This is a genomic window from Candidatus Bathyarchaeota archaeon (assembly GCA_030739585.1).
In the GTDB taxonomy this organism is placed as follows: Archaea; Thermoproteota; Bathyarchaeia; order TCS64; family TCS64.
The window spans coordinates 50229-62229 of the sequence record JASLYX010000008.1; the positions used below are offsets into that span (position 1 = coordinate 50229).

Consider the following 12001-nt stretch of genomic DNA (forward strand, 5'->3'; position numbering starts at 1 on the left):
TAAATGCAAGAAATTGTTATAAAACAATGGAAGTTAATCGCCCCCGCGACGTATCAAGAGCGCAATATCCTTTTAGAAGATAGAAAAAATAGACTTCACTCATTACACCCTGAAAGAAAGGAATACATCAGTACAATACTTGCTATTCCAGATTAAAGCGTCCAGAAGCTGGATAGCTTTAATACACTTGTCACCTGTACAAGCGTTCTCGGCGACCATATGTTACGCGTGTAAAATAAATGATCTCTTAAGAGTGCACCCAAGAACCTGCCTGTGAGGGCGCAATTCATTAAGAAGAAGATTTTCATAATGGTCAATTGATGGTACAAACAATCTTTAGAATAATAACGCTTCGCGCGCACATCACCATCTTTAAATCAAACCACATATTGCCTAGAATAAGTGTTTGTATGGTTCTAAATATTTATGAAACTCTTAATGAGTTAATTGAAGCTCCAGGAGTCCCTGGATTTGAGGAGCAACGAAGGAAAAAGATCATTGAACAATTTTCTCGGTATTGTGATACCGTTTCGGTAGATGTGATTGGAAACGTAATCGGAACCCTTGGCGACGGCGAAAGATCCGTTATGATCAGCGGTCACTACGATCAACTTGGATTTATGATAAAGAATGTGGACGACAAAGGATATGCTAGCATCGTCAATGTAGGAGGATGGGATAAGAGGACAGCATACGGATTAAGGGTTAAAATCTGGGTAGGAGATGGACCAAACGATTATGTTATTGGTGTAATAAGCGCTGTTCCCCCACATGTAACAAACCCATCAGAGAGGGAAAAAGTACCATCAATTGATAATATGACACTCGACTTTGGTGCAAGCAGCAAAGAAGAGGCAGTAAATATGGGCGTACTCCCTGGATGCACCTGTACTCCAGATGCCCGCCTCGACTATCTTGGAAAAAAGGATTCAGACCTGGTCATAGCGCCTTCTTTCGATGATATTAGTGCAGTTGTGTCTCTCCTTGTGGCGCTCGAAGAGCTAAAAAAAGATCCCCCTGAAGGTCTAAAGATACATGTTGTAGCTACTGTGCAGGAAGAAGTTGGATTGAGGGGAGCCACTGTTTCGGGGTTTAATCTCAATCCATGGGTTACAATGAACTCAGATACGACAAGCGTTCTCGCCCCGGGGGTACCAGCATCAAAGGTCGGGAGTATAAATCTCGGAGAAGGTCCGATAATATGCTTAGGCCCGGCATTTAATAGGAAACTCTGGGAGCTTATGATGAAAGTTGCAGAGGAAGAGGGAATCCCGTATCAGAGGCGTGGAGTGCCAGCTAGGAGTGGGAACGACTCTTGGGCGCTCCAGATAGCGAGGGGAGGATCAATTTGCGGATTACTCTCGATGCCTAACAGATATATGCACTCTGCCAACGAGGTTGTATCTCTAAAAGATATTGAAAACATTGGAAAGCTATTCGCTGCGACTGCAAAGGCTTTAACAACTTGCGACATGCCCCACACCGTCCAAGTTTTCAAGAGATAACTTTTTGAAAGTCAAGATGACAACAGCATAATCTTTTTTGCCGATTCCTCGGATTATCCGGGGAGACCTCGGCTATAGAATGAGATAACTCGTTAGGGAGCACCTCTCAATACGTGACTATATTTTAGATTTTGAAGGGGCATTTGAGGGAGCACTGTTTATTCAGAAAAGGAAAACATAAGAATGATTCTACATGTTCAAGATAACTCTAGTTTAAAGTAGTGAACTTTTTTGAGACCACTCATGTAATAAAAGCACAAAAAAGAAAAGAGGAAAAACTTGGAACAGAGATTATAGGTCTAAAAAGAAAAGAAAAAATCTCTATATTTTTTGTTCGAAAGAAAGGTACCCTTTTTCTTTATGAGGAAGGAGAAACATTAAAACATGTTCCCCTGAAATCCTCATGCCAAATTCGTAACCCACAGCATCAGCAATATCTGAAACGGTTCGTTTTCCGTTAATAAAATTCAAAAATTCGTGATTCAAGGGACGTGTTGAGTAAAAATTGATATTAGAATCTACTTTCTTCATCAATTTATAAAGTTTCCATCTAAATTCTCTCGTAAGACGATTGGGAATGAGCGTATTTCCTAGTAATGTGGGTATTGTATTTTCACAATCTATTTTCATTTTTTACACTTCCTCCAATAATGAACTAAAGCTATCAATTTTTTCAATTTCAAATTTATTTTTCTTTAAAAATGATTCCTTTAATGAATTCACTTCATCATAAAAAGAAGAATCATTTACCAAACTCTTAACTGATTCAAGCGCTCCAAGACTACGTTCAGTCAAGTAAGTTATCTCACCTTTGCGGTACTTTACGATTTTCTCTATGTTTTTAATAGCTTCTTTTCTTTGTTTACCATCTTTATTCAGCTCACAAAGTTCATCTAATAAATCATCATATGTCTGCACGGAGGCATTCATTAGTCTTGCTTCACCTTTAGACTCAACCATATGGGCTATATATCTAGCTTGATCAGTTCCCGCATTTGCTATTGTCAACGCTACACTTGTGGTAACCTCACCGCACCGTTTGAGCACTGCTGGATCCAATTTATCAGCTGTGTAAGATTGAGTATGGAAATGTTTGCAAGGCCAAGACATAAACAAAGGTGACGGGACCTTAAGTCTCATTAGTCGAGAGTTATCACTCCAGGGCGTATACGGAAGAGTGTTAAATCTTATCAATTTGATATCTCTATCCTCATCCTTAAATTGTGGTAAACCATCCTTTGAGACCTTTTCAATAGTATCGATGCAGAGATCGTTTATGTAAGATGGGATGGATTCAGCGGATTTGTATAGTATTAGAGAAGTTTGACTTTCACTTTGGTCATTTCCAACACTACAATATACAAAGGCTGCTAATATATTTTTAAAATCTCCTGAAAATGTCTTAAGATATGCACCAAGCCCAGCACCCTCTGCCCCAAGAATGAATTTGATTGTCCTTTTTGGTCGAGATATTTTACCTTGCCTTATCAACGACATTATAGTTCGAGCATTCTCAATCCATAGCCCAACTCCACCAGCACAGTTACCCCCAGGTTTTGTACCAGAGCTATGTGCTACAAACCAAACTTCCTGTTCAGATTTTTCACTGCCATTTATTACGCCTATAAGAGCTTCTCCCTTTCCAGGGAAAAGTTTTGCATCAATGAATGCTTTTAATTTAACTGGGCCATTCTTGAGCAGAGATCTAAGATATTCGCCCTGCGAATGAGAAATACTAAAAGCCCAACCAGTTCCCTCTTTGGAACAACATCTCAATAGGGAAATGGCATCCGGATGGTTCCTTCTAACTCTATTTCCCTTGTTATCATCTCCGGGTAAATTTCGTTCATACAGAAAATTATCGGTGACAAGTCCAATAGCACCATATTTTTCAATGGCTAGTTTAAACATCCTAACCCCACATGGTAGATTACCTTCTCCGCTTGCCAAGACTATTTTTCCTTGAACATCTTTTCCTATAAAATCAGACTCTTCAACACCTCTACCAACATCAACTAGCTCTGCCACAACTCCCTCTGGAGGCGTGGGAATGCTCCAATGCCCAATACACGTTGGGGCATCATCATAAGAGGTGAGTTTTTTATCTATAGGTCCAACAATTTCCAAAGAAGCATCGTTTACATCCCATCCAATGAAGCCAAGGTCCTCAGTACCATTATCATCAGAGGGATATTTTACGACATAAACTTCATCCAGTCCATATTCCTCAAGTCTTTCTCTAGAGTATTTAATTGACTCTCTAAGTCCTGAAGATCCATGTTGTCTTAAAAATTGCGTAACAAAATTTGCATGTTGCCAAGCCTTATGACCAGAAAGATCCGTTACAACACTTTTTTGTAGCTTATTCAAGTAATTTCACCTCTAGAACTAGCTTACAATAATATTAAAGACTTTTTCTGTATACTCACGTGAAAAAATAATGTTTACTAAATTTAAATAAAAAAAGAAAATAATTGAAGGGGATTATTAGGCGCTATTATGTATTTTGCTTGGTTTGCCAGTAGGTGAAAATTGAAACAACAACAGCGATTAGAGAGAGAATGGTTGGAATCATAGTTTGAGCAGAATCTCCTGCGGGTCCTACGGGTCCTTGTGGGCCAGCGTCACCTTTCGCTCCTTTCGCTCCTGTAACTCCTGCGGCTCCTGCGGCTCCTGCGGCTCCTGCAGCTCCTGCAGCTCCAGCTTTACCTTTAGCTCCTGCGGCTCCTGCAGCTCCAGTAGCTCCAGTAGCTCCAGCTATAGGCTCATCACTTGCAGGGGGTTCTCCGTGTATCCACCAGATGTTTTCAAAGCTTTTGGCTGACCTAGAAGGCAGTAACGACTCAACATTCTTGAAATCATTCCTATAGATCGTAGTTGAGCCACCTGATAGTAGATGTATAAATGGTAGTTCTTCATTACCTATCTTCTGCATTTCGAAGACTATGTCTCTTCGCTTTAGTGGGTCCATTTCCACCATAACGTCTTCACTCAACTGGTCAATTCTAGCATTGCTGTAATAGCCCATGTTCATTGTACCAGTTGGCTTCGAAGCATGGTGATTGACTAACTCTCCAGGAGGCCATCCTCCAATATGGACATATGTCAACGGATAGTCTTTCAAACCCTCAGCTCCATGTGAGAATGTTGCTACGAAGGTAACGTATTCATAGACTTCAATTTTGATTTCTATGCCTACATCTTTCCACATTTCCTTGATAAGTTCCATAGCATTAACAGAATACCAGCGGTCCCAAATTGGGAAGGTAAAACTGAACCTGACACCATCTGCATCTTTTGGATAACCTGCCTCATCTAACAGTTTGTTAGCCAGGTCCGGGTCATATTCATATTTTTTCGCATCAGGATTTATCCACCATGATGCGCCCGCTCCAACAGCTGTATGGACACGCTTTGCTTGTCCCCTATGAACTCGCTCGACTATAACATCGGCGTTGGTTGCATGGGCGAAAGCTTGTCGTACCTTTATATCGGCTGACCAAGGGTGCTTGTCAATAGCTTCTTGTCGGTGGTTAAAGGTTAAACGAGTAGAACCACTCGAGAGCGATTTATAGGATCCTACATAGTCTTTTTCTAGCATACGAGGAAGTTCTTCCATCGGAGGTGAAGTATAGTCTACCTCACCCGCTTCGAATGCTATTAAGCCGGCATTTGTGTCATACATTACCCTCATGACTACCTTGTCCAGGTATGGCAATCCACCCTTGAAGTAATTAGGATTTTTTTGGAGTAAAACGTGGGTCTCTGGTACAAATTCCGCCACGGTAAATGCACCAGTTCCTACGGGTACGGTATTTGCTGGATTTGTTTCTATATCAGTTCCTTCCCAAATATGTTTGGGCATGATAAAGGTATCAGACTGAGTGAAAGCATAAAGGATGGGCTGGCAAGGTTTGGAGTATTTGAATGTCACGGTATAAGGATCAGGCGTTTCTATAGATAGTAGGTTTACTAACCTTGGCTTAACGTAGGTTACAATATCCTCACTTGCCAACATTTCATAATGAAATTTGACGTCGGCTGAGGTAAATGGTTCTCCATCATGCCAAGTAACGTTTTCATGTAAATAGAAGGTGTGGGTCTTTCCATCTGCTGAGAAATCCCACTTGTAAGCAAGATCAGGTATCAAGTTCCGGTCCTTGTCTTGGGTAACCAAACGGTTGAAAACATTGACGTGAACTTGACAGGAAGTGCTCCAGTAGTTTAAGTAGCCGTTCATACTGATAGGATTACCCTGATGCCTCATCTTGAAAGTCCCCCCATATAGTGGCTCTTCTTCTGCGTATGCAACCACTGAGATTATGCTAAGGACGAAAACCAAGGAAAGGAATAAGGATAATTTAATTAGTTTTGATTTTTTCATTTCCAGCTAAAAAGGGTGTATAAGGATATATATAACAGTATTAGTCCTCATAAAATATATTCTATTATTGATAATAAAACCTATATATTTAAGATATACTTGTCAAAAGAGGAAATAGTAGAATATTTGAAACTACCTTATAAAGATAAGGATTCCGTTAACCTCACCTCTAGGTGTTGGATTTTTTCTTGATTTGACAATTGTTATTAATACTCGAATGTGATCTGTAAAATAATCTCTTTATTATTGGACGGTCTTGGAATTATCCCATGACAAAAGACTCAGCTTATTCACTTGCGGGTTAGTTCTAAGTCAAGTTCACTAGGTTAATTAAACAAAATAATCATAAATTTTTCATTTAGATTTCATCCCATCTATGACAAGAAACCCAATGTCCAGGTCGGATTTCCATAAAATTGGGATTAATGTTTATACATTTTTCTTCAGTATAAGGACATCTTGTATGGAATAAGCATCCTGAAGGTGGATTTATAGCGCTGGGCATCTCACCTTTTAATTTTATTCGTTTCTTTTCTATACTGGGATGGATAGGGGGTACAGCAGATAACAAAGATTTTGTGTATGGGTGTAAAGGTTTTTTATAAAACTCTTTAACCCGTGCTAACTCCATCCCCCTTCCAAGATACATAATACAGACCCAGTCGCTCATATATTTGACAACAGAGAGGTCATGTGCAATCAACAGGTAGGTTAAATTATAGCGCTCTTTCAGATCTTTTAAAAGGTTTAATATTTGAGCCCTAATTGAGATATCTAAAGATGATACTGGTTCATCAGCTACAATAAACTTAGGACTGAGAGCCAAAGCTCTGGCTACGCCTATCCTTTGCTTTTGTCCTCCGCTAAACTCATGGGGAAACCTGTCCAAGATCTTTTCTGCAGGTTTAAGACCAACAGTCTCTAAAAGTTGAATGACCCTTTGACGTTTTTCCTTTCCAGAAGAGATCTTGAGTTGTTCTAGAGGTAATCCTACTGTCGACTCTACAGTCATCCGAGGATTAAGGGATGCATATGGATCTTGAAAGATCATCTGTATATCTCGCCTTGTCTCTCTCAGTTCTTTTCTATTTTGAGTGAGCATATTTTTTCCATCAAATTCAATCTCACCAGCTGTTGGTTCTATCAATCGCATTATCATTGAAGCAACAGTGCTTTTCCCGCTGCCAGTCTCACCAACCAAGCTGAAGGTTTCGCCAGCACGAATTTGAAAGGAGATATCTTCTACAGCGTGAACTACATCACTCGAGGATGAAAGAAAGCTTTTTCGAACTGGATAATACTTTTGTAATCCACGCACATCTAGAATCACTTTTTTTATTCCGGTTCACCTACATACTAAAACTTATTTATTTGGAAACAGGCCACCAGGTGGTCTTTTTCATACTCTATGAGGGAGGGGACCTCCTCTCGACAACGGGATATGGCATGGGAACACCTTGGATTAAAACGGCATCCAGAAGGTGGATTGATCATATCAGGAATATCTCCGGGTATTGAGATGAGCTTTTCTTGATCCTCTTCAATTCTCGGTAGGGAATCGAGGAGTCCGATTGTATAAGGGTTCTTAGGAGAATCAAAAATAGTCGTAATTTCGCCATATTCCATGATTCTGCCTGCATACATTATCGCAACTCTGTCTGCCAAGCGTGCAACTACTCCCAAATCATGGGAGATCAAAAGCATGGATAAATTTAGCTTTAATTTCAGATCTTTTAGGAGATCAAGAATATTTGCTTGAACAATAACATCTAGTGCAGTTGTAGGCTCGTCAGCAATTATAAGCTCGGGATTACAGGATAAAGCCATTGCTAATAGTACGCGTTGTCGCATACCTCCACTAAGCATGTGAGGATAATCCCTAGCCTTTTGAGGGGCATCCGGAATCTGCACTAATTCCATTATTTCTATTGCCTTTTCAAAAGCCTCCGATTTTCTAAGTTTTTGATGTATAATAATGGCTTCAGCTATCTGATCCCCAATTCTATGAACAGGGTTCAAATATGTCATCGGATCTTGGAAACTCATGGCTATTCTTTTGCCTCGAATCTTCCACATTTCACTTTCTTTAGTTTGAAGGAGATCAAAGTCGTCTAAGAGGACTTGTCCATCAACAATTTTTCCTGGTGGACTAGGAATTAAATTCATGATGGAAAGAGCGGTCACACTCTTCCCAGAGCCAGACTCACCAATTAAGCCTAAAACTTCTCCTTTATGTATTTTAAAAGATACACCATCAACGGCCTTCACTAGACCTAAAGAAGTAAAAAAATAAGTTTTGAGGTCACGAACTCTTAGAAGAATTTCGCTCATGAATTATCGCTCCTTTAGATGAGGATTTAGCGCGTCGTTAAGTCCATCTCCGATCAAATTAAAACCAATGGCTATGAGAGTTATCGTTAAGCCTGGGAAGAAAGATAGCCACCAAGCTGATCTAAATGCCCGCATGGCTTCATTAAGAAGCCACCCCCAACTAACTGCATTAGGGTCCCCTAAACCCAAGAAACTGAGAGAGGCTTCAGTCATGATAGCCGCAGAGACTCTCATTGAAGCGTTGACTATTACAGGGAAGAACGCATTGGGTAATATCTGTTTAAAAACAATGTGAAAATTTGTAGCACCGGCAGCTCTCGCTGCCTTTACATAATCCATATCCTTGATAGAGAGGAACTCAGCCCTAACAAGTCGTGCTATCCCAGGCCAATTGATGAGACCTATAATCCACATGACATGCCAGATGCTGTTGCCAAATACAGCGGCTCCAATAAGAATTAAAAAGAATCCTGGAATCATGAGGACAGTATCAACAACACCCATAATTATCATGTCAACTCGTCCTCCATAATATCCAGAGATAGATCCGAGTACCACGCCAATTGAAGTACATATACTTGTTGATAACAATCCTATGAACAGAGATGTCCTAGCCCCATGCATTAATCGACTCAATTGATCTCTTCCGAAACCATCTGTACCGAGTGGATGTTCACGGCTAGGTGGTTTAAAAGGGGCCTCTGGGTCCATAAAATTCATTTCAAAAGGGTCATGTGGCGAAAGATAGGGGGCAAAGACCGCTATAAAAAAGAAAAAGGTAAAAATAAATAACCCCAGCAACGCTGCCTTATTCTTTTTAAATCTGTTCCAGAACTTTAGGAATCCATCCTTTGACTGTATTAACCCTCGGAATAAGGAACTCTCATTCATTAGTACATAACCCTTGGATCTACGTATGCGTAGAGCACATCTGCCACTAGATTAAAGAAAATCGTTATAATTGATAAAAGGAAAAAGTTAGCCATTAATACGTTAAAGTCTCTACGGATAACGGAATCAAAGACAAGTTTTCCTAATCCCGGCCAAGAAAAAACGGATTCCACAAGAAGAGCTCCGGTAAATAAGGTTCGTAATCTAAGAGCAACTACAGTTATGATGGGAAGCAGTGCATTTCTAAATGTATGATTATAAAGAACGGTTTTTTCATTGCAACCCTTAGCTCTTGCGGTAGTGATATAGTCTAATCGGTTTATTTCTAACATACTTGCTCGGGTATACCTCGTATATAATGCAATTCTCCCCAAGCTTAGACAAGCTACAGGAAGAATTAGATGCCAAAGTATGCTAAGCAACTTAGCATCACCGGTAACGCCTATCGTAACTATTCCACCTATTGGAAAAATTGGAATGTAAAGCCCAAATATGAGTAATAACATCATTCCTAGCCAGAAATTAGGTATATTATAAAATAACAAAGTACCTATAGTTATACTATTATCAGTTAGAGAATAGACCTTCTTTGATGCCATGACCCCTAGCATTATCCCTATGGTTTCTATTATCAAAGATGTAGAGGTTAAAATAAGGGTATTTCTGAGTCGTGAAAGCAACATATTGAATACCGGTTGATGGTAATAAAAGGAGTACCCAAAATCTCCCTTTAATAACTTCTGAAAATAAATAACCATTTGCACATGAACAGGTTTGTCGAAACCATATTTTGCTTTGAGCATTTCAACATACCCCTTCGGAACTCCCACTCCCTCCACCCCAGAAACTAAAAAGTCTACAGGATCACCTGGAGCAGCCTTCATTATCAAGAAATTTACAATCATAATTATGATTATTAGAGGAATAGCTTGCAAAATTCGCTTTAAAATATATTTTCCAATAGCTATAAAAATTCCTTCTTTATTCGCTATAGGTACACTGCATTTCCAGCATATTAATTTTATGAGAGAAGCTACATAATAGTTAAAAGTATAAAAAACTAAATGAAGGGATTGAGTATTTTATATGTTTTGCTGTTTACAATACTAAAAGCATATTTCAATCTAAACAACAAAATCTACTGTCAGCTAGTTATCGCATATTTTTATGTTGGTTTCACACTAAAGTAGGATCTCATTAAACTTCTTCAGAAAATTGTAGATGAATCTCTGGAGTATGAGACGCGCTATTCTAGGATATGTGCCAATGTATCTATCTCAATCATCACAAGAGGGTATACACAAAAGAAGCTTCCACGGAGGTCCTTGCTAGGGATATATCATCAAAGTAACGCTAAAGTGCCCTATATATCTGAACTCCATTATCTCTTTGCGGAAGACTGAGCATTTTACAACATTCCTCAGAGATGCTTGCCCTTCAGCAGATGATTTAGCGTTACTAAGGATCTGTTTTGTCCATCCCTTGATATTTCCCCTATGGTCCAATAGCAGGGTTAAAACTAGCCTGACTAGGAGGGTATCAGATCAACCATGGTGAAGAAGGGTTTCTATAAAGAAAGCCTACTGCATAATTATCCTTGAAGCAAAGTTCCTCACGGCTAAAATTGCCGTAGTTTTCGAAAAAAATAAAGAAGCAGGAGCAGGTCACCGCAGGATATAGATAAAGTACACCATTCTAAAACAAGGTTTGATATCAGATTGTGCTTCGGCATACCCAAAAAGTAGGCAAGTCTATTACTGGATATATCCCAATTGAGTCAGTCTTTTTAGAACGTTCTCTACACTTTCCTCAATGGATTCCTTACTAGTATCAAGGACGAGTTCAGGGTCCTCAGGTTCTTCGTAGGGATCATCGACCCCCGTAAAATTAGATATCTCTCCTTGCAAGGCCTTTTTGTACATTCCCTTGACATCCCGCTCAATACAGACCTCCACGGGGGTGCGTGTATAGACCTCAATGAATTCCCCTATCTCTTCCCGAGTTTTTATCCTCCTAGCGCGATATGGTGAAACAAAGGTAGCTAGGACGGCGACCCCATTCCTTGTGAGAAGTTTCGCGACAAAGGTAACACGCTTGATGTTTTCGTCTCTGTCTTGCTTTGTAAAACCAAGATCACTCGTCAGGCCCTGCCGCACGATGTCCCCGTCAAGTCTCTCAACTTTATATCCTCGTTCTTTGAGTCTTTCGGCAACAACATCCGCTACTGTTGTTTTACCCGAACAGGGTAGGCCCGTGAACCACACAGTAAAACCTTTTTGATCCCTCATTTTATCCATTCACCTGACGTATTCCACTAGAGAATATAGGTAAGTAGGGTAATTGAAAATGGTTACCTTAGGGATAAGAAAAGTCTAGACGACGATCATCGTCAGCGTTGATTTTACATTGTCGATGGTCCTTATATTGGAGCTAATAACATCTTTGAGCTGCTGGAGATTTTCGGCCTCTATTCTTACGACGAGGTCATAGACCCCGTAGACGCCATAAAATTCTTTGACCGCATCGATCTTTTTAAGTGCAGCCCCTACCTCAGCATCCGCTCCCATATCTGTGTTGATTAGAACAAAGGCGACATTCATGAAATCCCATTGAGCTTGGATTGTAAAGGTTTAAGTTTTTCTAGGGAAAGAGTAGCTTCCCATTCATGCTCTCGGCTGCATCTCCACCAGACCTTCTTGTTGCTTCCTGGGGTTATCTGATATGGTGTTAAATCCCCGTTCCTGGTTGGGTGCCACTCCTCAGCTAGTTCAGGATATTTTTCTACTAGGCTTCCGCTTCGTTTCAACACTGATCTCCTAAATGTCTCGCCTCGAATTTTCTTGGCGCAGACCGGACAACCATTTCCCCTTCTCCTTTCGCCTACCCTTGC

Annotated in this window: 11 protein-coding genes; 1 reads left to right on the forward strand and 10 read right to left on the reverse strand. The window is 40.1% G+C overall.

The genetic code is table 11. The features are described 5' to 3' along the window. The first annotated feature begins 410 nt into the window (after positions 1 to 410). Positions 411 to 1505, forward strand: coding sequence for a M20/M25/M40 family metallo-hydrolase (locus QGG23_06990; GenBank protein ID MDP6049169.1), 1095 nt, complete (start codon positions 411 to 413; stop codon positions 1503 to 1505). 321 nt (positions 1506 to 1826) lie between these two features. Here QGG23_06990 and QGG23_06995 read toward each other — a convergent pair whose 3' ends face one another. The 10 genes from QGG23_06995 to QGG23_07040 all read right to left on the reverse strand — a co-directional run. Further along, positions 1827 to 2135 (reverse strand): hypothetical protein, encoded by a 309-nt coding sequence (locus tag QGG23_06995; GenBank protein ID MDP6049170.1) that lies wholly within the window; start codon positions 2133 to 2135, stop codon positions 1827 to 1829. Positions 2136 to 2138: 3 nt separating this feature from the next. Continuing rightward, on the reverse strand, positions 2139 to 3875 hold the full coding sequence (locus tag QGG23_07000) for a hypothetical protein (GenBank protein MDP6049171.1): 1737 nt from the start codon (positions 3873 to 3875) through the stop codon (positions 2139 to 2141). Between the two features lie 127 nt (positions 3876 to 4002). Continuing rightward, positions 4003 to 5889, reverse strand: a complete 1887-nt coding sequence (locus QGG23_07005) for an ABC transporter substrate-binding protein (protein ID MDP6049172.1) — start codon at positions 5887 to 5889, stop codon at positions 4003 to 4005. Positions 5890 to 6247: 358 nt separating this feature from the next. Then, positions 6248 to 7219: an ATP-binding cassette domain-containing protein gene (locus QGG23_07010; protein MDP6049173.1), complete on the reverse strand. Its 972-nt coding sequence runs from the start codon at positions 7217 to 7219 to the stop codon at positions 6248 to 6250. Positions 7220 to 7245: 26 nt separating this feature from the next. Next, entirely contained in the window at positions 7246 to 8220 is a 975-nt protein-coding gene (locus QGG23_07015) for an ABC transporter ATP-binding protein (protein ID MDP6049174.1), read from the reverse strand. Positions 8221 to 8223: 3 nt separating this feature from the next. After that, complete coding sequence (locus tag QGG23_07020) at positions 8224 to 9111, reverse strand: ABC transporter permease (protein MDP6049175.1); 888 nt, start codon at positions 9109 to 9111, stop codon at positions 8224 to 8226. Then, positions 9111 to 10061 carry an ABC transporter permease gene (locus QGG23_07025; protein ID MDP6049176.1) on the reverse strand — a complete coding sequence of 317 codons (951 nt, stop codon included), beginning with the start codon at positions 10059 to 10061 and terminating at the stop codon, positions 9111 to 9113. The genes QGG23_07020 and QGG23_07025 overlap by 1 nt, the downstream gene beginning before the upstream one ends. Before the next feature lie 804 nt (positions 10062 to 10865). Next, positions 10866 to 11399 carry an adenylyl-sulfate kinase gene (cysC, locus tag QGG23_07030; GenBank protein ID MDP6049177.1) on the reverse strand — a complete coding sequence of 178 codons (534 nt, stop codon included), beginning with the start codon at positions 11397 to 11399 and terminating at the stop codon, positions 10866 to 10868. A gap of 84 nt (positions 11400 to 11483) precedes the next feature. Further along, entirely contained in the window at positions 11484 to 11711 is a 228-nt protein-coding gene (locus QGG23_07035) for an Lrp/AsnC ligand binding domain-containing protein (GenBank protein MDP6049178.1), read from the reverse strand. Continuing rightward, a partial coding sequence (locus tag QGG23_07040; protein ID MDP6049179.1) for a zinc-ribbon domain-containing protein occupies positions 11708 to 12001 on the reverse strand: 294 nt, incomplete at its 5' end. The genes QGG23_07035 and QGG23_07040, both read right to left, overlap by 4 nt.

What these genes read in the sequence shown, in the direction of transcription:
- QGG23_06990 (MDP6049169.1), top strand. Translation starts at nt 411, where the DNA reads ATGGTTCTAAATATTTATGAAACTCTTAATGAGTTAATTGAAGCTCCA.
- QGG23_06995 (MDP6049170.1), bottom strand. Translation starts at nt 2,135, where the DNA reads ATGAAAATAGATTGTGAAAATACAATACCCACATTACTAGGAAATACG.
- QGG23_07005 (MDP6049172.1), bottom strand. Translation starts at nt 5,889, where the DNA reads ATGAAAAAATCAAAACTAATTAAATTATCCTTATTCCTTTCCTTGGTT.
- QGG23_07015 (MDP6049174.1), bottom strand. Translation starts at nt 8,220, where the DNA reads ATGAGCGAAATTCTTCTAAGAGTTCGTGACCTCAAAACTTATTTTTTT.
- QGG23_07020 (MDP6049175.1), bottom strand. Translation starts at nt 9,111, where the DNA reads ATGAATGAGAGTTCCTTATTCCGAGGGTTAATACAGTCAAAGGATGGA.
- cysC (MDP6049177.1), bottom strand. Translation starts at nt 11,399, where the DNA reads ATGAGGGATCAAAAAGGTTTTACTGTGTGGTTCACGGGCCTACCCTGT.
- QGG23_07035 (MDP6049178.1), bottom strand. Translation starts at nt 11,711, where the DNA reads ATGAATGTCGCCTTTGTTCTAATCAACACAGATATGGGAGCGGATGCT.